This window comes from Francisella sp. LA112445 (assembly GCF_012224145.1).
Lineage (GTDB): Bacteria > Pseudomonadota > Gammaproteobacteria > Francisellales > Francisellaceae > Francisella.
Genome location: NZ_CP041030.1, coordinates 1,579,376 through 1,600,106 on the forward strand (window position 1 = coordinate 1,579,376; position 20,731 = coordinate 1,600,106).

Here is a 20,731-nt window from a genome sequence, read left to right on the forward strand (position 1 = left end):
AATATGTCAAGAGAATGGAAAAGCTTTAATGACTAATCCCAACAGAGCTCTAGCTAAATGGTTATTGAGAGATGTTTTAGCTCTACAAGAAGGACAACTTCTTACCAATCAAAGATTAGAAATACTAGATATTGATAGTGTTCGTATAGATAAATTATCAAATTCAGATTATAAGATTAGTTTTGCAAAAACAGGAAGTTACGAGACTTTCAAAGAAAATTCTTAAAATTAGATTATTTAAAATGAAGATGCTTGTGCTTTCTCCCAAGATCTTTGGAAACTTTTTGGAATATTTCCTTCGACTAAACAGTTCTCAGGGATAAAGTCATACAAATCAATATATGATTTAACTTCATTTACAGATATACGCTTCTTCAAATTTTCAGGACCAACATCTTTAGCAGAGGTTAAGCCCATAGCTCCAATAATCTCAGCACATGATCTAATAGTTGCTTTATGGAAATTGTGAACACGATGTTTTTTCTCATCTACAACTAAAGCTTTCTCTAAACGTGGATTTTGAGTAGCCACTCCAACAGGACAAGTATTGTTATTACATTGGCGAGACTGAATACAGCCGATAGTTAACATCATTGCTCGAGCTGAATTACAAGTATCAGCGCCCATAGCAAATAATCTCACCATATCAAAACCTGAAGCAACTTTACTACTTGCTACGATTCGAATATCATCACGGATCCCACAACCAACAAGAGCATTATGAAGAAAGACTACACTATCTTCTAAAGGCATACCAATATGATTAGCAAACTCTACAGGAGCTGCTCCTGTTCCACCATCTGCACCATCAACAGTTATAAAATCTGGTTTTATACCAGTCTCTAACATAGCTTTACATATACCCAGAAACTCAATATGGCTTCCTATACATAGCTTAAACCCAACAGGCTTACCACCTGATAGCTCTCTTAGCTCTTTTATAAAATAACAAAGCTCTTTCGGTGTCGAAAAAGCACTATGAGCAGGGGGAGATAATACATCTTGACCCATAGGTACACCTCTGATTTTAGCAATCTCTGGTGTAATCTTAGCAGCTGGTAAAACGCCACCATGAGATGGCTTTGCTCCTTGAGATAGTTTGATTTCTATCATTTTTACATTTTCTAAGTTAGCCTTCTCAGCAAATTTTTCTGGTGAGAATTTACCATCTTCGGTACGACAGCTAAAATATCCAGTACCAATTTGATATACAAGATCACCACCTTGTAGATGATAATCTGTCAAACCACCTTCACCAGTACTATGACAAAAACCACCTAGCTTAGCACCTTTATTTAAAGCCATAATAGCATTGCCTGATAGTGCTCCAAAACTCATCGAAGAAATATTTAAATGCGATGCCATATATGGCTGCTTACAATCAGGACCACCAAATTTAACACGAGTTTCGACTTCATCTAAGTGTTTTGGCGCTAATGAATGTGTTACCCACTCATACCCAATTTCATAAATATTCTTCTCTGTACCAAAGGCACCTGTATCATTAACGCCTTTAGCTCGACGATAAATAGTAGAACGTTGCTCTCTGTTAAAGGGTTTTTCACTTTCATTATCAGCAATAAAATACTGCTGAATTTCTGGACGTAAAAACTCTAAAATATAACGGATATGGCCAAGTATCGGAAAGTTTCTTAAAATCGAGTGACTCTTTTGAGTAAGATCATATATAGCTATTACAGCTAAGATCGCTATAAAACCTATACTAAACCATATCGAAGCATGGAATAAAGAAAGAGATAATAAAACTATTATTACGAAAATGCCTAAACCAATATACCATTTTCTACGTTCGCTTATATGCATGGGAAATTTTCCACAGAAACTATTTAAATATAGTAATTATAATGCTCTTCAAAAGTTGATTTTGCAATAATTGCTAGCTAAATATTTAGACTCTATTTGGGTATAATAGTCTCGTCTTCAGTAGGTGTTGACTCAATTGTTGTAAAATCTGATGGATAAGAAATATCAATATCATGATTTAAAGCTATTGGATTACTTGTATATACTGACTTTATAGGTGGTGAAGATAATTTACGTCTAGGAGTTGGCAACGCTGTAGCATAAATATTATAATCATCACCACACTCTACTTCACCGACACTAGCCCTAGTTTGTCCTGAGAAAGCTATATTTCTATAGTCTTGATCTTTTTTAGTATTTGTCATATTAAAAACGACCCTATCAGAGTCATTATAAACACTTGGTTTAACTCTTATATACAGATTACAAAGATTTCCATCTGCAAAACTAGATAGAGGTAGCATTACTATGCTTGATAATAAAAGTGTATATTTAAAAAATTTCATTATTTATAATTTCTTATAGTATGTGGTAATAAAATACTATTATCAATAATCTAAAACAAGTAGTAAGCTAGAAACTTAGCTTTAAACTAGGAGAATGTATTAATTATCTTCTTTTTGACTTAAAGATTTTGCTGTTTCTTGAGGTAGTTTGAATACCATATAAATAGCTCCTCCTAAAGCAAATCCTGCCGCTGCAATTGGAGCCACAACGATATTAACTATGTCACTATCTCCAGAATGATGTTCTCCATTATAAAGGATTTGTTGCGACATCGTAGCCCCTTTAAAAAGCCCAACGAATGCACCTACTGGAGCCATAATTAGCGACGCAGCGCCGATACCAATATCTTTAATAGGTGTAACAACAATTTTATTTAAAGTACTTTTATCACTAACTTGCGTGTCTTTAGAAGTATTTTGAGTATTTACAGGAGCTTTAGCTGTATTATCGCTAGATAAACCATAGTTAAATAGTATAAGAAAAATAAATACACAGCTTATTAGTTTTTTGATCATTATTTTTAATCCTTTTAAATAATGTTATTAAAGCTTAACCTCAAGTTAATATCAATATTCAAACAACTAAATTATGCAATAAATTTTTTAGTCTTTAAAAGATTTATTTCTATATAGTTAGTCCCAAAGATGCATGCTATTCTAGGACTTGCTCGTAGAACCTAATTTAAGACTATAATGAGTAGATCCTATGGTCAAGCTATAGAATGACGAAATGGTTTCAAAGGGTATTTGGATTAACTATTACTATTTTACTTATATCTTAAGCTAACTCTATTACTGGAGGTGGAAAAGAGTCACTAGATACTTGATTTGCCAGCCCATAACTATAACCAGCCGAATTTAAACTTAACACTATTAATATAGAAAATATTACTTTTTTCATTTTAATCAACCTCTCGTTTAAATTTATATCTCACACTCCTATTATGATTAAAAATTTCCCAATATTTAAATATATAGTTCTTAATATTCCTATAAGATTATCTTATATACTTAGTAAATACTTACACTTTAGGTTTACATTAATTTGTATAACTATTAACAAACTATAATTTATCATTAAAATAAGCTATGATATTTTTAAGTCCACTCTCATAGTTATTTTTTAATATGAACTCTAGATCTATTGGTTCAATTTTCCTAATAATTGGTACAAGTACTGGTGCAGGAATGTTGTCGCTACCATTGATTGTTGCAGCGTGTGGCTTTTTTATGGCAATCATACTCCTGATTTTATCATGGACTATAATGTATATTGCAGCTATAAAACTTTTAAATACTTGTGCTGAACATCCTATTGGTGCTAATTTCACATCAATAATGTACTCAAAAGTGCCAAAGCAATACTTAATATTTTTTACTCTTATCTACTTACTTTTCTTTTATTCAATGTTATCAAGCTATATTTCTCAAGGCTCTTCACTTTTATATAGTATAGATGGCGCGAATAATTTAAATGAATCTCAAGTTGGAATATCTTCAATTATTTTCATACTAATATTTGGAGCTTTAATATTTAGTTATAAAGCTAGTGACTATACAAATAGAATTCTTGTTATTTTAAAATTTATATTTTTTATAATAGCCGTAGTAATTATGTTATTTTATATAAATACTAATTATTTAAGTGATGCTCCTTCAGGAACATCCGCAATCATATATGCTTTTCCAACTATTTTACCAGCATTCGTCTTTCATAGTGTAATCCCTTTTGTTTATGAGTATCAAGAAGGTGATGTTAAACGTATAAAAAAAGATATATTAATAAGTAGTGTAATAGTTTTAGTTATTTATATAATATGGATTTTTGCATCTTTAGGAGTAGTTCCTCAGCACAATCCATATAGTTTCCATAGCCTTTTTTTATCAAATAACTATACACCAAGTGGCTTAATTTATGAGATTAAAGAAATATCGGGATCTAATATACTAAATCTAGCATTAAATCTGTTTATTCATATTGCAATAGTCACATCATTTATCGGAGTTAGTATATCTCTAGCACATTACATCCGCGACCTATTTAGTAATTACAATAAACATTTAAGCAGTTTAAACTTATTATTAATATGTTTTATACCTCCATTAATTTTCACCGTATTATATCCTTCAGAATTTATTCTTGTACTACAATATGCCTCAATATTTACTGTTATAATATTTATTTACACACCAATGTTTCTCAGTACAAAAACAGATCTTAAAATATATTTTTCTCATACATATATTGTAGCCATGGGAAGTTTGATTTTCCTATTTGAGATCTTCAATTTATTTTACGAAACTAACCCATTTATGTTAATGTGATAAACTAAGCTTTAATTTGCTCTATATTGAATTTCTTGAGAAAGAGAAACCAAGTATATTGCTTTAGTTGACGCCCAACCTGCACTTTTTACTGTTAGATCATATCTTCTTTTTAAAGCAGAAAGTGATAAAACCCTATTTTCAGAAACTTTAGATAGATAGTATTTATTTTTATCCGATAAAGATTCAAATATCTTTTCTAACTTACTTTCAACTACTTTTGTTATATCTATAACTTCTTTAAAGTCTAGCTTCACACTCCCAAACCTACAGTTATCTATAAGATTTTCATATTCATCAGCAATCTCTTTATATAAGCTTTGCAAATTTAAATACCTATTAATCTGGTCATAAGTGATTTGATAATCGATTTTGTTAATATCTCTTTTTAAGATATCTATTTCAAAGCTAAGCTCAACGATATCCTTATAGATTTTTTTATATGTTACTTCTAAATGTGTTTGATTTTTATGACTATTATTCATTAGTTTTCCCTCTTGTATTTTTATATTTAGGTAATATCAACTAATGCAAAAGACATCTCTAGAACTATTTATCAAATGATAATTTTGAAACGCTTTAGCAAGTTATTTTAAGTCGCTGCAAGTTGAATTAAATCACGACTAAAATTAATACTATAAGATATTCAGGATATTGTCAATCGAGAGAGTCATCATTAGAACCTTAAAATAGCTAACCATACATCTAATTATGTCATTTATCAATTTCTGATAAACCACTTAACAACTAAAAGAGAAGCTAGATACTTAAGTTTCTACATTAAACACACTCTTAGTCGATATTAAAGATATTACTCATCACTTTAGCAACCTCATCACCCTCATGCACACTTGATGATGACGTTCTAGTTATGAGTACACTTCTATCACAAGGCGCCTTAATCTCTATCGGTGCATTTCCTGAGACAATATGCTCTTTTGTATAAAGTTGTGCAATTCGCTCATCTGATGTAAGTACCTGACCAAGCTTACTATCATCATAATCAATAAGGCCTCCATTTTGCGCACGAATACGAAAAAAGTCACGTTCATAACAAGCATACTTAATTGCGCCAGCAGGGACTGTATCGCCCCCAATATAAGCCAAGATTCCTGATAATAGTTTTTTTGCCGTACACAAATCAAAGTCTTCTTTATTCCCTGTCTCATAGGTAAAGGCATGTTTTGGCGGAAGCTTATTATCATTTTTAATTTTATTCCATGTATCTGTTAACTGCCACCATGGATAAAATATTGCCTGATTAAAGCACGTGCTAATCTCATTTGGAGTTAAGACAAAATAATCACTATTAAAATGCTTAAGACGTTTTGTATTTAAGTAATCTGGCGCATAAATATAAGGCACGGAAATCGAATCATTATGTAAATCAAAGCTAAAATCTGCATCAATTGCCTCATAGTGTAACAATGCTGCAAGTCTTTCATAAGGGGCTAAATCTAGGCTCAAAAGCAGCTCTAAGCGCTTTTTTAACAAACTAGTAAACTTACTACAGACCAAATCAAATGAATCAGTACTATTATCATAGATAAAACGCTCTAGATTGATCTTTGGTTTATCAGCGATAGGTTCTAACAGATTCTTAAATCCTCTATTCCAGTTATCACCTGTTTTGGCATCAAAGCGGCCATATGTATACTCTCCAACTTTCACATCCATTGCAAAAGGATTTGCAAACGGAATAAGTTTGAAATTAAAATCAACAGGATTTTCTTTTAAATATGCTTGTAATGCTTGAATAATAGCAATGCCATTAAGCTCTCCAGCATGAAGCGCTGCCTGCATATAAATACTGGCCTTTGGTTTATCGACCGTATATTCAATAACACTGAGGCTATGACTTAACCCTGAGATCGTTTTTCGAAGTGGCACTTCTCTAATATTCATTTTATTCCTCCAAAAAATAATTGCCTTCAAATACTAACACCGCATTGCCAATAAGTGTACAAGCTTTATCAGTCAAATTTATCTGAAAACTATCTGTGGCAGTTTTCACTATAACCGGTGTTTCAATCAAACCACTTGTTACACCCGAATACACACTAGCAATTGAGCCACTTCCACAAGATGGTGTCACTCCTGAGCCACGTTCAAAATGGCGGATATTGATTGTATGTTGATCCACACATTCAACAAAATGAACATTAATCCCTTCTGGTAAATAAGCACTTTGCAAGCACTTTCCTAACTTTGGAATATCAAAGCTTATAAGCTCATTCAACCATAAAACTAGATGAGGATTACCAACAGAGAGCTCCATCGCATCAAGATAGTCAATATTGATATTTAACGAAGGCTTTTTACTTATAATCTGAGGCAAGGGAAACTCAACCAAAACCTCATCGTCTTTAATTATTTCACAGCGATGCAACGCACCATTAACCTCAATTTCAAAATGTCTTATATTATGTTTTTGATACATTAAATAAGCCACCGATCTTAAGCCGTTACCACACTGCTTAGCAGTTGTTCCATCTTGGTTAAAGATATTCATTTGACATATCGCTGACTTAGAGCTTTTTAATAACAAAAGTTGATCTGCACCAATACCATAGCGCCGATTACATAGTGCTTTGATATCTTTTACTGCCAATTGCTGAGAATTATCTCTTTGATCAATCACAATAAAGTCATTACCAGATGCATGCATTTTATAGAATTTTAGTAGTTTCAAAATAGACTTAATTATTACAGATTTATTAATAATTATAACAAAGTCAAAGACCTATTATTATAAATATAATCAGCAGTTAGCTGTGAGTTTTTTTAAACTTGAGTTGATAAGAAAAATAAATGGTACGGTTAGTAGAATATTAGAGTACTTAAATGATAGAGGTTAAGACTATTGAAAAAGTCCCACATGATGTTTTAACTAATAGATATGGTGTTGTTGATAAGCATTTAAATTCAATGCCACTTCAAAGAGTAAGAATAATTTGTAATCAAACTACCCTTTAAAGTTAGATACAACAAAATTCAGCCAAGTAACATTCCTGCCTGTTTTATCGTACGAGATAAAAAAATCTCTAATATTGAAGTTTAAGTTTTCAAATACTTTCCTTAGTATTTGTTCATCATAATATGCAAAATACCTACCTAAATCATCAATCTCAGAATTATTACCCTGCTTAAAACATGAATAAAAATACCCCTTTGTGCTTAGCATTTTTTTAATATTCTTAAGCACCTCGACTAGCTTATCTTTTTTTAGATGCAATAAAGAAGCATTAGCCCAGATTAAATCATATTTCTCATTAGTCTTATAGTTTTCGATATCTGTTGCTATATACTCAATATTTGTATGGTTGTTTATTTTTTTAGCTTCATTAATTATATTGCTTGAGAAATCTATTGCTGTAACTTCTATACCTTTATTAGCGAAATACAAAGCATCACGGCCCGAGCCACAACCAATATCTAAAGCATTTTTAACAACAGTCATATATTTATTTAATCTTTCATATAAATCTGAAAAATCTACATTGGCAGTATTTGCAACATACTCTAATGCTTTTTCATCATAGTAGTTTTTAGTATTAGCACTCATATGTTAGATCTTCCATTCACTAAACCCCTGTCTAATAGCAGATTGGCATAACGACCCTATCATAATCTTGTAACTATTAATAAAACTATCCTTTGCTAAGTTATTCAAAGAAACTATAGTGTAGTCTTCTATAACTTTAGTTTTGTTATTTGATTTGACCCAGTCATATAACTGATATTGCTGATTAGCCAACTTACTAAGATATCTATCATCTATTAAAATCCTATCTGATTTCTGGCTATTTAGGCTAGATTTAATTGGTGTTAAATTCCAAATCATATTATGAGCAACATAGTTCCAAGGTACATAGTGATCTAAATCAATACCTTGATTTAAACTAGTTAAGATTGAACCATCATAAATATCGTAAATATTGAGATTATCTTTTATAAAATCATTCCAAATAATTCTCTGCTTAGTTAGATTTTCTCTATTTTTATCAGCTACAGGATCAACTTTAAGCATTAGATTAGGAACATCAACATTATACTTAGCGAGATATTTAGCAAACTCTTGAGTAATATATGCTTTTAATAGTAAGTAATTTTTTCTTAGATATTCACGCCAATTGGGGTTTAAAATCAAACTTTCATTATCGTAATCTATTTGATAAATTAGTATATCTGAATACCGATTATTATTAGAGTCAATAGAATCAACATAGTGTCTTTGCTTTTGACTATCATTACCCTTTATATCAAAAAAACTTGATTGAAATCTATATGGTACATATTTTAGAAAATCTTTCTTTATAATTTCTCTAGAATCTTTACTATATATTTGTGTAAATTTAATTTTGTAATCTTTTGTTTTTGAGTGAGCTTCTAATATATTTTTTTCAAATATACTATCACTATTACAACTCAATCTGACTTTATATTTAGTAGCAAGATTAGAAGCATATACAGCTGCATAAGCTAAAATATCATCTAACCTAATTTTATTTGATATCACACTATCATCATTAGCTAACTCTAATAATGCTAAACCCCAAAGAAACTTATATGACTGAGTAGTTCGTTTAAAGAGATTAAATACTCTTGTATTATATTGCACTCAATAATCCTATTTTACAAAACACAAATCAAAATACATAATAAGTATCATATCACAATCTGTAAGTTAGGAAACGTAAAGAACATTTAAAAAAAATAATAAAAATGGTGCCGGGGCCGGACAATAACTATCTCTCTGAAAGCCTTATGTATCAACACTTATAGCTTTTGTTAAATTTGTCAGCCACCTAAATAGCCTTACAACTAAGAATAATACAACACACAAAACATGTCAATCATAAACTTAATGCTCATATAAGTATTAAATATGGTAGTACCAATAAACTCTTAATATTTTATATTCTCTAAAAGCTAACACAATTAACACAACGTAGTTCAAACCAACATATATAACGCTTTAAGATGTGTTATATAATTAACACTCAAATAACACTTTTATTTTAGGTTATCTGATATATATAGCTAACTACTATTAAAAGCAGTACATTAATAGATTGTTTTTGACTACTAAGGCTATTGATAATTATGTATTTTTATAAAGCATTAACCATACTACTTTTATCACTAGTAGCCTATACTTTACTATGTAGTGAAATAATATTGATTATGCTTTAAAGTACACTTCTGATATACATTGATAATGTTTCAGATAAGCTTTAATTTATTATTTATGCCAAAAGTAGAGCATTAAGTTGTATATTTTGACTTACCTTTAACTATAAAAAAGTATTTTTTACATGAATTTTAAGGGTTTGTTATTTATCGTTAGCAAGGTAAATAAGTATTATTAATTAAAGTACATTTTGTAGATAATTAATATCTAATATTAATGAGTCTCTGTCTACAAGCAAAGTATTTGTCGCTTTAGCTAGCTTTCTCGCTCCTTGAGTAAAATAGCTATTTGTAACTACGCAAGAATAATCAGCATTATAATATGATTTAGCAGCATATATTTCCTGAATAGCTGTATTACTAACTGTATTAGAATATCTTTTACATTGGATTACATATACTTTATTATCGGGTGCTTTTGCGATTAAGTCTGCACCATGGTCACCACTTAATGGTGTCTGCTCTACTATATATCCCTTAGCTTGGTATAGTTTTGCACAGAAATCTTCAAACTCAGCTCCATTCATTTGATCGATTGATTCTATTTTAAGAATATTATTTTTCTCTTCACTAGATTCATTACTAGCATTAACCCTTTTGCCCTCAGATGTAAAAAAATCTTCTAATTCATTTCTCTCTTTTTCTTGCAGATAAGTTTTTTTATAGTTAAAGTAGTCATCTATACTATACTTATATGGTATCTTTTCTTGAGAAAATATTTGATTATTAGCTAAATAGGTATTGATACACATAATTACCTTTTCTAAAAAGTAAGCTTCAAAAGAGTGACTTTCAATTTTTTTAAGTATTTTGTATTGTTCAGTATATTTTAGATCTTTGAGATGTGTTTTAAAATCTTCATCCTCCCAAAATATTATTGCTGTTCTTTTATTAACTGACCATGCTTCTACATATGTTTTTAAAATATTATCATATTGTGAAATTTGTTCTTGATTAAGTCTACCATTAGATTTTGACTCTTCTATATATTTAATATTTTTAATAGTTTTTTCAGTATCTTCTTCTGCAGCTTCATTAAGTTTTTCAATACCTAAATATTGCTCTTCATAATTTTTACTAAGTTTTTCTAAATTATCTCTATGTAAATCTTGATTTTCCCACATTACAATTAAATTTTTATAAATTTCTTCTTTAGGAAAGAATTCTTCTCCTTGATATAGATTCCGACATTTCTCCATAGCTGGAAGAAATTTTTGGTTAAAATATATATCGACATATTTATTTAAATAATACTCAGCCAAGTGAAATATAAAAACTATATTAGCAATATCTTTAAAGAAATCATCTTTACATCTAAACCAACCAGTGAGCTGTGAGTAATCGCAATCATTTAAAAAACTTACATTTATTCCAGCAACAGTGTCTTTATCACACTTTTCTATGACATTATTTATTCTCTCTAGGATTTCTTCTTTCAGCTTTCTTTGTTCTCTTTCTGCTGCTTTTATTTTTCTTATTTTTAACTTTTCTTCTATGCGTGAAGCTTTTTGTCTCGTAGCCCACCGCTTAGATATTCTATCAATTAAGCTCATAAGCATTTCCTATACTTGTTGTCATTACCCAATATTTATAAACTATAAATGTTAATTATACTGTATTTATAATATACTTTATAACAAGTTTAAACTTTGTGTTATATAAGTGTTAGATAATCAACACATAATAAAGCCTTTATTTTAAGGGGATTAAACTATATTGTGTTAAATGTGTTGATTATATTAAAAGATTAGAAAATAAATTTAATATAACCAATAATACTTATTGTATTTAGTACCTTTGTTATTAGTTTTCTTAATATGATGATATTGTTCCAAAACATCTAAAGCCTCCTGCACTAAGTCTTTACCTAAGACTCTAAAACTACTTTTACTTCTAGTAATATCTCCAATACTAAAACCATTTTTATTTTTTAATTTAGGTTTTATATCTACTATCTTCTTAGCCAAATCTAAAGATTTATTAAAATTATCACTATATAAATAATCTGCACAATCATAAAAGTAATTTAGACTAGCTATAACCTTTTGTACTACTTCTTTGCTTATATGGTTGCCACTATTCTTATAAGCTAAATGATATATTAAAGCTAAAGCATGGAAAGTATTGTTAGCTTTACCTAGATACTCTATCATTAAATCACTTTGCCCACTCTCATTTTTTACTTTTTCATTATTATCAAACCAATCTGCATATAAACTCTTAGCTTCTTTAGTATAGCTGTATTTCTTAGGTTCTGATTTAACTCTTTCATTATCAATGATATTAAATCTTTGGGGAATTTTATTGAGCTCATTCAACATACTTTGATATGGCAAAGTATAGAGTGTACTTATGTTTGGCTCTCTATATTCTCTTAACTGCTTTTCAGCTAGTGGAATCAACTGAAACCTTGCTAATAGACCACTTCCATCATAACTTTTAGTAAAATCTAAAAGTCTTGATGTTTGTACGCCTCCAATAATAGAAACTGTTACATTATCTACCACTTGCATTCCTCTAGATATAGTTTCACTTTTAAATTCCCCATTATTGTACGCCTCCACATAAAGTTTATGATCCTCGACCTTTTCAGACCTAACTAACGACTTTATAAAGTCCATCAACTCATCAATTTCAAGTAATAAGCCGTTTGGACTATCATTTGATATTTTCTTAAGGAAAGCCTCTTTGGTGGCTGTATTTAATATTATCTCTCTTGAATATGGTTTTATTGGACTTAATTTTCCAAAATCTACTATCTCATTTTTTATACTTTCTTTTTTATTTTTTTCAGCTTTTTTAAAATTATTTTTTAATTCATTTAATTCAATATCATAAATATCTTTTGCAGTTGAATAAGCTTGAAATTCCTTAGCGTAGGCTCTTAAATTATCTTGATCTATTTCTTTTATAAACTTTAATGGCTCATTAATACTAGGTGTCTTCCCAGTACCGCTATCGCCAATTAACATACCCCAAAGAATAGGATAGGCTTTTTGACTATTAACTTCTAAACACACTTTATTACCCAATAATCCAGCTATACTAACTAAACTTGCTGTAGCGATATATTGCTTAGGCTGTTGCATTACATTAGATGAATATTCAACATAATCAGCTATAACTTTAGGTAAGCAGTCCGTATTAAATTTTGGTAATTCTTTTCTATTGATTGGTAGTTCCAATGGCTTAACCTCTGTAACTTCTTTTTGTAACTCTAAAATATTATCCATATTAAAAATCTCCCTTTATTATTGTAGTTTTGTATATTTGTAAATAATCATTCCAATCACTAAGCTCTGAAAAAGTTTCTTTTAGTATTGGATCAAATGGAGGGGGATATATTTTTATACTTGGTATTATTGCAGCAACTTCATTAGCTTTTTTAATACCTACACCATTTTTATCATCATCTGCAAAAATACATAAATTAGCATTAGGATATAAACTATAAAAGTAGCTCACAATAGGTTTGAGATTGTTACAATTAAAGCAAACTATTACACTGATATTATCTTTATCATAAATAGCATTTAATACACTAATACCAGTTGCCAACCCCTCTACAAAAATAAAACTATCATTTGATGATTTATTTAGCATTAGAAAACTATCTTTAGCATTAGCTCCTTTGTAGAATTGTTTAAAGCCATTAGGTAGTATAGTTTGTATACTCTGTAATTTACCCTTAAAAGGCTCTTCTATACCAATACATGGAATAATTAATTTGTCTTTATCCTGTTTAATAACTCCATGGCTTTTAATACCCTTAGCAACTAAATACGCATGGTTATCATTTGCTTTAGGCAGTGATAAATAATAAGCTCCTAACTTTTTAGCTAGTTCTTGTTTACTCTGTAACTCTGCTTTTTTTTGCTGTTGTACTTTGTAGCTAACTTCTTTTTTACCATGGTAGTTATATTGGCTATCATTATCTATATAGGTATACTTCTCGCCTGTCTTCCAATCGCCAAAGACAAATATATTATTATCAATATTCTTTATCCATAAATCTTTATTATCTTTATTTTTATTAATATCCTTAAATCGAACTATCTCTCCTATACCTATGTTATAATCAAAATTGTTGGGTAGTGTATATCCATTTGATTCTGCAAAATCTCTCAATTGTATACTATCCATTATATTACCCTCTAGCTTCAATTTTTGATTGTAACCAAGCATCAACTTCTGACTTAATCCAAGCTGAACTATTCTCAGCCAACTTGATTGGTCTAGGAAATTGATTTGCTTTTGCGAGCCGGTATATTGTTGATTTAGATAGTCCCACTCTATCTATTACTTCTTTTATTTTCATAGCCTTCATACTTTCTCCTATTGATATGTTTATTTTTAAATTTATTCTGTAACTTATAAATAATTACAAAACATCAACTTCAACCTACGAAACAAAATCATAGATTTGTTGCTATTAAAACATAAAAAAAGAGAGTAATCTTCGTACCACTTTGGTAAGAAAAAGTGACCGAAATATATGAAGCTTAGAGACTAAATGAGTTTAAAACTGACCAAATTATTTTTTACTTTTTTTTAGAAGTTGTATCCTTAATTTTTATATTATGATGTTCACAAATAATGTCAGCTAAAGCATGAGTCTTTTTACCTGTATATAGTCTACTACCTATATTAATATTATTAACTTTAAAAACTGTATTTATGTCACTATCTTTAAGAACTTTTTTTATTTCTGTTTTCTGTTGCTTACAACCAGTATGATATTTAAAGAAATTAGCTATATATTTTGATAAATCTCGAATAACAGTTTTATTGCTATAAAGATAGTACTCCGCTAGAACATACTCTACCAAAGATGTATAAGGCTTATCTAAGCCAGAATCCTTTTTACTTTCCATTATAAGTTTAAAATGAACATTAGTTATTTCTCTATCTATTATAATAGCCTTGATCTTTGACTTTATATCGTGATTTATACTAGGTAAGCGATAATTTTCTTTTTCTCTATACTTTTTATTAATCTCATCAATAAACATAGATATAAACTCTAAACATCGCAAAGGCTCTACTAGACTGGTTGTATTATTAAAGTATTGACCAAAATAACTATCATAATCTTGTTGTTCTATATAGAATGGATATAATTTTTCATCTGATATGCTAATACCATTATAATTATTGGGGTTGATTGAGAATATTAGAGAACTTGGATGATGAAACTCTGATATATAATATATACCATTAAAGTTCTTAAAACTTAGATGTTGGACTTTCTCATAAGATAAACTTTCAAAAAACCAGTTTTCTCGACTTTTATACCTACTACAAAACTCTTCAATGGTTATACTTTTATCAGCTCCAGAAACTTCACCCAAATAATTGCTATCACAACATAATAATTCATAGATATTTATATATATTGGATAATCTTTACTAAAATACTCGATAGATCTAAAAAGTCGAATATCCTCATTTACACCTATAAGGTTATCACTGATTAATTTGTTTCTAATATCTTTAAAATATAGCCTTTCTGACACTGTATATATAACATTAACTTACTTTCTCAAAGTCTATCACATTAGCACTTTGTTTTATATTATCTATAAAATCAGACCATACAGATAAAATCTCTCTTCTTTCATCCAAATAATCATAATTATTGTAAACAGCCTTAACACTATTTCTTTCTTTATGGTCTAATACCATTTCAATAGCTTCACTCTGCCATCTATGTTTTCTTTGTAAGAAATATAACCCTGTGCTAGTCGTGTGCCTCCAACCATGAGTAGTGAATTTGAGCTTTTTATTACCATCATAACCTAAACCTCTCTGCATAGCCCCTCTTAGACTATCGGGAGTTATATGCTTACCTTTTCTATTACTAAATATATAAATACTGCTGCCTGTATAATCTTTCATACTCATTATGATATCAAAAGCTTGCTTACTCAATGGCTGTTTAAATTCCTGCCTCATTTTCATATTTTCAGCATTAATTACTAGTAGCTTATCTTTTTCTCTAAAATCACTCCATTTTAAGCTAACAATCATATTTGGTCTAAATGCTAAATACGGTGCAAGCTGTAAAGCTTTTTTAACTATGATATTACCATGATAGCTATCTATATCATTTAAAAGCATGGATAAGTTATATTGATTATCTATAGGGTGAATAAATGAGTAATTTTCATTTCTTTCTTTTTCCATAATAAAGCTTAAATCTCTACTTATATGATTAACTTCACAAAGACCATGAGCTTTTGCAAATTGATATATCCCTGACAATGTAACCTTAATTTTATTTTGCTTTGTTGGTGTTGAGCTAAAAGATTTAAGGAAATTTACTATCTCAGTATACTTAATCTCATCAATATTTCTATTTTGAAACTTGGGTAAAATATCATTAAATAAGTACCCTTTTGATTTTCTGTAAGTAGCTAAAGCAATTTCTTTAGATTTCTTTTCTAACCAGTCGATAGCTATCTTTCTAAAGTCCTTATTATTATCTATTTTAGATTGCTGCAACTCTAATTTAGGGTCTATGCCTTTAGCTCGCTTACTATTAAATTCAATAGCTATTTCACGAGCCTCGGCAAGCGATATTTTAGGATAGCCGCCTAAACCTATACTTTTTGATTTTCCTCTAAATTGATACCTATACAGCCAACTTTTAGCATTACTTGGTTTTATCTCTAAATACAGATTATCTATATCTTTAATTCTCTGCACATTTTTAGTTATACCTGAATGTTTAATATTATCTATTTGTTTCTTGGTTAGTTTTGTCATTTCATTACCCTCTGTTTAATTAATCTAAAACTATTTGGTAATGACAAATTTACGATATATATCAAAGTCTTCATAGATTCCAGATTGGTAAGTTCAACTTACCAAACGCTCTAGATACCATATTTAACAAGCTCATGTACATACCAAACAAAAGTAAATAAATATTGTCAGCCTTACAACTAGCCACACAACTATAACTAGGATTTAGTAATTCTGTATAAGACTACATGAAACACTAAATACTGTGTAAGCTTTATTTTATAAGGTTTTGTGATACTTTATGAGACTATATAGAAAGAATAAATGGTGCCCGGGGCCGGACTCGAACCGGCACGGAGGTTAAGCTCCGAGGGATTTTAAGTCCCTTGTGTCTACCAATTTCACCACCCGGGCAGTATGGAGGCTGAGGCCGGAATCGAACCGGCGTCCAAGGCTTTGCAGGCCTCTGCATAACCATTTTGCTACTCAGCCACACATGCAAGAGTATGTGGAGCGGGAAACGAGGCTCGAACTCGCGACCCCAACCTTGGCAAGGTTGTGCTCTACCACTGAGCTATTCCCGCTTTATAGAGACATATATTACCTTATTTAAAAGTTTTGTCAACACTGATATACACTAAATCTCTATAATATTTTCTTTATTTTGATTATTAAATTAACTATTAACATCAAATGTTATTTTAAATATTTTTTGTATATCGTTTATTAGCTTAATATTAGGTGACTTACTTAGGTCAGCATTTCCATTATTTTGCATAGGATTATGCTTTTTCAACTCCTTAGTATCATCAACCAACATGTTCAATAATGCAGTCTGATTAACAGGTTTGTTAGCTTTGGCATGGATGCTTATATTTTTAGGATTCTGTAAAAACATCGCAAAAGATGACAATGCTTTTCTCAAGAACTGATCTTGCTGTTGTACTGCAAAAAGCTGTAATAATGCACCATATGATCCAAGCACTTGCTGTGGAGTTGTATTTGGATCTTGATTAGTATATCTTGCGATTTTCTCTAACAGACCATTATTTGCAAAACTAAAATCAATATCTGTTAAACATAACTGGTTATTACAGTTATAAAGATCTTTTTGGTTTTTACCATCTGCCCCAACATATGGTAATAAGCTTAGTTTACCATTAACTATAGCCTTTGTATTAGCATTTAAGCTAGCTAGGCCATCAGCTTTCATATTAAAGTTATTATTGTATTTAGAGTCTTTATAACTGTTGTTTGAAGTTATTTTTATATTTAAATCTTTTTTACCTAAAATATTTAGAACTTGTTGTATTGGAGATTTTTTAGAGAAAGAATCTTTATCAAAATTCAAATCAATAGCAACATCTGCTGAATTCGTTTGAATATAAGCATTTTTCAAAAAGTCATTAGAGCCACTTATAATATCTTTTATAGGAGTATTTTCTAAATCGATACCATCAACTACAATGTTATATTTAACATGACTTTGAGAACCTAAATTTCCATCTACATTAAATTCAAGCTCACCAGGTGTTTTACCTAAAGATCCATTGATATCTAAACTAGGAGTTTGATTATAGTCTTTACCTAAATACTCAGAAGTTATTTCTTTCAGCACTTCTGTAAAGTTACCATCAAATTCAAGATCTTTTATTTTTGAACTCATCACCTTATTTTTCAAACTCGCCAAGAAATCATTATCAAAGCTAGTATCAGATAGATCAAAACCTTTTAGCTCAAAATTTTCTTTAACGAAAGCTTGCTTATTCACTGTAGAGTCAAGCTCAAATTTTAATGTACTATCACTATGATCATAGTCAATTTCAAAATTATAAACACCCTTTCCGATAGTATTCATTGCTATCTTATAAAGATTATCATCACCTGATAAATCTTTAGGATCGACATTTGCACTAACGGCACTACTACTTGCTACAGAAGCTGCTAAGTTTGTAACTCTTAGGCCTTCTACTTTTATAGAGACATCATCATTAATTTTTTGATTAACTTTCAATCCTTTTACAACAAGTTTATCAATAGATACATTAAGATTATCTTTACCACTACTTACTATCAAAATATTTGACGCAGTGAAATCACCATTACTATCCTTATCAACTTTGCCTACTGTTACATTAGTTTGAAATGGAAACAAAGAATCTAGGTTACTAACAATAGTATTCTTTATAACACTAGTATCTTGTGTTGTCGTTTGATGTGATGGTGTAACTGCTGCTGCATATAGATTAGTAGTAGCCAAAGTAGCTGTACAAATTGATGTAACTAAAAATGCTTTTCTAAAACTCATTTTATCCCTCTTTTTAATTTATTTTTTCTAATTTCAAAAAATCTAAATCTTTCTTACGTAATGAAAATATTCCACAGTTTGTTTCAAATGCTATAGGACCTCCTAATATCGATTTGTTTATAACTGTCATCTCTTGGCCTTCTATGACTCCCATAGCTATTATCTTATCTTTAAAAGCACTTGGACAACTTTCATGGAAACCTTTGATAATAAATTTATCATTTTTCTGATAGCTCATTACAAAACCCTATATATTTTTATATCACTATTAATTATAATCTTTGTTTAGTATAACACTAATAAATTAAACCATAGTTTAGTTTATAAAAAAATTATTGCCAAAATAAAGCTTATGAAAGATCTATCAAAATTAGATATACCTAAAAAACAAAAAAATGAGGTTCCACAAGAACCTGAAAAACCTAAATTAAATAAGAAAAAGAAATTAGTTATTATAGCTGTTGTATGCCTTTTATGTATTGCTGTTGCTTCAAAACTTATAAATAAACACTTTAAGAAGCTTAAAGCCGAAGAAAAAGCAAAAATAGAGCAACTAGCTGATAAAAGTGAAACTAAGAAAACCTCAAAAGACACTAATCCAGATAAAAAAGCTGATAGTGATAAAAAGAAAGGTTTCTCTGAAAACACTCCCAGTGGCAAGATGGTGTTTACATTTTATGACAACCTTAAACATGATAGCGTTAATGTAAACGTAGAGCCTGAGGCTAAAAGAGCTCAATATAAATATACATATATATATCAAGTGGCATCTTTTAGAAATATGGATGAAACATCTTGGTATGTTAGCAAAATGAAAAAAGTTGGCTTAAACCCTCAATTCAAGCGTGTAGGAAACTGGATTAGAATGTATATAGGTCCATATGATAGTCAACGTGCTATGGCTCCAGATATTATTAAACTACAAAGAATAGGTCTAAATGGTGGATTCCCTAGAGAAGTTAGTCGTACTAAGATAGAGCCTAAAGATGATAAGAAAGATTCTAATACATCTACTGATGAAAAAGACAACTCAACTGAAAAAACTCAAGACAACCAGTAAAATAAATCAAAAATTATTTTTTAATTCTCGCAATTTTACAAACATATCTCTACCTAACGAATAATCTGGCAATGCATGTTTAAGAGCACTGTCATCAATAGATCTAATAAAAATATTAAGTTTACTTTCCTCTGCTAGATCTACTATTGGCTTATCTTCGGCATCTAAGTCACAAATCTGTTTTCTATAATAGTTAAAGCTCTCATCATCCGGTAGGATGCTTAATGCAAAATCTAAATTACTTTGCCAGTAATCATGGGCTGGATAAGGTTTTATCTCTGCATCTAATTTTGCTATTTTGACTAATGATTCATATAGCTTGTTTACATCTGCAGTTTCAGCATGAACACCGCCAACACCTGCATTAAACAAAGTATCTCCACAAAATAGAGCTTTCTCTTTCTCAAATAAAAAGCTAACATGATCCGAAATATGTCCAGGTGTATACATAACTTTAAAGCTAGTAAAGCCCAAATCAATTACATCACCATCTTCAACATATACATCAGGCTTAAACAAATCATTATCTGTATATGCATAAATTTTAGCATTAGGATACAACTCAATTAGCTTTTTAACACCCGCAATATGATCTCCATGCTTATGTGTTATAAGTATTGCTCTAAGCTGTAGACTATTTTTTTTAATAAAATCATCAAAAATATCAGCTTTTAAAGGATCTATAACTATTGCATTATCATTATCAAATAAAAGATATTGGTAGTTTCTCAAGCTATTGTTTAAGAACCATCTTTTAACCTGCATATT

General features: G+C 29.9%; 22 protein-coding genes, 3 tRNA genes and 1 riboswitch. Of the genes, 4 read left to right on the top strand and 21 right to left on the bottom strand.

Features of this window, described 5'->3' with window-relative positions; all coding sequences use genetic code 11:
* The first annotated feature begins 28 nt into the window (after window positions 1–28).
* Window positions 29–226: a hypothetical protein gene (locus FIP56_RS07685; RefSeq protein ID WP_192578343.1), complete on the top strand. Its 198-nt coding sequence runs from the start codon at window positions 29–31 to the stop codon at window positions 224–226.
* Window positions 227–237: 11 nt separating this feature from the next.
* On the opposite strand, the gene FIP56_RS07690 is transcribed toward FIP56_RS07685, so the two are convergent.
* The 4 genes from FIP56_RS07690 to FIP56_RS10415 all read right to left on the bottom strand — a co-directional run bounded on the left by FIP56_RS07690 (window position 238) and on the right by FIP56_RS10415 (window position 3,231).
* Window positions 238–1,824 carry an FMN-binding glutamate synthase family protein gene (locus FIP56_RS07690; protein ID WP_192578344.1) on the bottom strand — a complete coding sequence of 529 codons (1,587 nt, stop codon included), beginning with the start codon at window positions 1,822–1,824 and terminating at the stop codon, window positions 238–240.
* A gap of 92 nt (window positions 1,825–1,916) precedes the next feature.
* Window positions 1,917–2,330 carry a hypothetical protein gene (locus tag FIP56_RS07695; protein ID WP_192578345.1) on the bottom strand — a complete coding sequence of 138 codons (414 nt, stop codon included), beginning with the start codon at window positions 2,328–2,330 and terminating at the stop codon, window positions 1,917–1,919.
* Between the two features lie 99 nt (window positions 2,331–2,429).
* Window positions 2,430–2,846 carry a hypothetical protein gene (locus FIP56_RS07700; RefSeq protein ID WP_192578346.1) on the bottom strand — a complete coding sequence of 139 codons (417 nt, stop codon included), beginning with the start codon at window positions 2,844–2,846 and terminating at the stop codon, window positions 2,430–2,432.
* A gap of 262 nt (window positions 2,847–3,108) precedes the next feature.
* The gene (locus FIP56_RS10415) at window positions 3,109–3,231 is read right to left on the bottom strand and encodes a hypothetical protein (protein WP_281062957.1); all 123 of its coding nucleotides are present in this window, start codon (window positions 3,229–3,231) and stop codon (window positions 3,109–3,111) included.
* A gap of 227 nt (window positions 3,232–3,458) precedes the next feature.
* Between FIP56_RS10415 and FIP56_RS07705 the strand changes: the two genes are divergently transcribed.
* Entirely contained in the window at window positions 3,459–4,655 is a 1,197-nt protein-coding gene (locus tag FIP56_RS07705; RefSeq protein ID WP_192578347.1) for an aromatic amino acid transport family protein, read from the top strand.
* Window positions 4,656–4,666: 11 nt separating this feature from the next.
* Here the strand turns inward: FIP56_RS07705 and FIP56_RS07710 are convergent, their stop codons facing one another.
* The 3 genes from FIP56_RS07710 to dapF form a co-directional block, all read right to left on the bottom strand.
* On the bottom strand, window positions 4,667–5,140 hold the full coding sequence (locus tag FIP56_RS07710; protein WP_192578348.1) for a hypothetical protein: 474 nt from the start codon (window positions 5,138–5,140) through the stop codon (window positions 4,667–4,669).
* Window positions 5,141–5,213: 73 nt separating this feature from the next.
* Window positions 5,214–5,289: riboswitch (SAM riboswitch) on the bottom strand.
* Between the two features lie 158 nt (window positions 5,290–5,447).
* On the bottom strand, window positions 5,448–6,458 hold the full coding sequence (locus FIP56_RS07715; RefSeq protein WP_192578349.1) for a succinylglutamate desuccinylase/aspartoacylase family protein: 1,011 nt from the start codon (window positions 6,456–6,458) through the stop codon (window positions 5,448–5,450).
* A gap of 103 nt (window positions 6,459–6,561) precedes the next feature.
* Window positions 6,562–7,347: a diaminopimelate epimerase gene (gene dapF / locus FIP56_RS07720; protein ID WP_192578350.1), complete on the bottom strand. Its 786-nt coding sequence runs from the start codon at window positions 7,345–7,347 to the stop codon at window positions 6,562–6,564.
* Between the two features lie 152 nt (window positions 7,348–7,499).
* Here dapF and FIP56_RS10420 point away from each other — a divergent pair, with 152 nt between their 5' ends.
* A complete protein-coding gene (locus tag FIP56_RS10420; protein ID WP_281062958.1) occupies window positions 7,500–7,631 on the top strand; it encodes a hypothetical protein in 132 nt (43 codons plus the stop codon).
* On the opposite strand, the gene FIP56_RS07725 is transcribed toward FIP56_RS10420, so the two are convergent.
* The 13 genes from FIP56_RS07725 to FIP56_RS07785 form a co-directional block, all read right to left on the bottom strand.
* Window positions 7,621–8,220, bottom strand: a complete 600-nt coding sequence (locus FIP56_RS07725) for a class I SAM-dependent methyltransferase (RefSeq protein WP_192578351.1) — start codon at window positions 8,218–8,220, stop codon at window positions 7,621–7,623. The two genes, FIP56_RS10420 and FIP56_RS07725, sit on opposite strands and share 11 nt — an antisense overlap.
* 3 nt (window positions 8,221–8,223) lie before the next feature.
* A complete protein-coding gene (locus tag FIP56_RS07730; protein ID WP_192578352.1) occupies window positions 8,224–9,276 on the bottom strand; it encodes an HNH endonuclease domain-containing protein in 1,053 nt (350 codons plus the stop codon).
* A 751-nt stretch (window positions 9,277–10,027) separates the two neighbouring features.
* On the bottom strand, window positions 10,028–11,401 hold the full coding sequence (locus FIP56_RS07735) for a restriction endonuclease (RefSeq protein ID WP_192578353.1): 1,374 nt from the start codon (window positions 11,399–11,401) through the stop codon (window positions 10,028–10,030).
* Window positions 11,402–11,608: 207 nt separating this feature from the next.
* Window positions 11,609–13,081: a DUF3987 domain-containing protein gene (locus tag FIP56_RS07740; RefSeq protein ID WP_192578354.1), complete on the bottom strand. Its 1,473-nt coding sequence runs from the start codon at window positions 13,079–13,081 to the stop codon at window positions 11,609–11,611.
* A 1-nt stretch (window position 13,082) separates the two neighbouring features.
* Window positions 13,083–13,991, bottom strand: a complete 909-nt coding sequence (locus FIP56_RS07745) for a DNA primase (RefSeq protein ID WP_192578355.1) — start codon at window positions 13,989–13,991, stop codon at window positions 13,083–13,085.
* Window positions 13,992–13,995: 4 nt separating this feature from the next.
* The gene (locus FIP56_RS07750) at window positions 13,996–14,175 is read right to left on the bottom strand and encodes an AlpA family transcriptional regulator (protein WP_192578356.1); all 180 of its coding nucleotides are present in this window, start codon (window positions 14,173–14,175) and stop codon (window positions 13,996–13,998) included.
* A 214-nt stretch (window positions 14,176–14,389) separates the two neighbouring features.
* Window positions 14,390–15,364, bottom strand: a complete 975-nt coding sequence (locus tag FIP56_RS07755) for a hypothetical protein (RefSeq protein ID WP_192578357.1) — start codon at window positions 15,362–15,364, stop codon at window positions 14,390–14,392.
* A gap of 13 nt (window positions 15,365–15,377) precedes the next feature.
* A complete protein-coding gene (locus FIP56_RS07760; protein ID WP_192578358.1) occupies window positions 15,378–16,616 on the bottom strand; it encodes a site-specific integrase in 1,239 nt (412 codons plus the stop codon).
* A 304-nt stretch (window positions 16,617–16,920) separates the two neighbouring features.
* Window positions 16,921–17,009, bottom strand: a tRNA-Leu gene (locus tag FIP56_RS07765).
* Window positions 17,010–17,013: 4 nt separating this feature from the next.
* A tRNA-Cys gene (locus FIP56_RS07770) sits at window positions 17,014–17,087 on the bottom strand.
* A gap of 17 nt (window positions 17,088–17,104) precedes the next feature.
* A tRNA-Gly gene (locus FIP56_RS07775) sits at window positions 17,105–17,179 on the bottom strand.
* 92 nt (window positions 17,180–17,271) lie between these two features.
* Entirely contained in the window at window positions 17,272–18,903 is a 1,632-nt protein-coding gene (locus tag FIP56_RS07780) for a hypothetical protein (protein ID WP_192578359.1), read from the bottom strand.
* Between the two features lie 13 nt (window positions 18,904–18,916).
* The gene (locus tag FIP56_RS07785) at window positions 18,917–19,141 is read right to left on the bottom strand and encodes a FeoA domain-containing protein (RefSeq protein WP_192578360.1); all 225 of its coding nucleotides are present in this window, start codon (window positions 19,139–19,141) and stop codon (window positions 18,917–18,919) included.
* A gap of 114 nt (window positions 19,142–19,255) precedes the next feature.
* On the opposite strand from FIP56_RS07785, the gene FIP56_RS07790 reads away from it, so the two are divergent.
* Window positions 19,256–19,963 (top strand): SPOR domain-containing protein, encoded by a 708-nt coding sequence (locus FIP56_RS07790; protein ID WP_192578361.1) that lies wholly within the window; start codon window positions 19,256–19,258, stop codon window positions 19,961–19,963.
* A 6-nt stretch (window positions 19,964–19,969) separates the two neighbouring features.
* Here the strand turns inward: FIP56_RS07790 and FIP56_RS07795 are convergent, their stop codons facing one another.
* Window positions 19,970–20,728 (bottom strand): MBL fold metallo-hydrolase, encoded by a 759-nt coding sequence (locus FIP56_RS07795; RefSeq protein WP_192578362.1) that lies wholly within the window; start codon window positions 20,726–20,728, stop codon window positions 19,970–19,972.
* Between the last annotated feature and the right edge of the window lie 3 nt (window positions 20,729–20,731).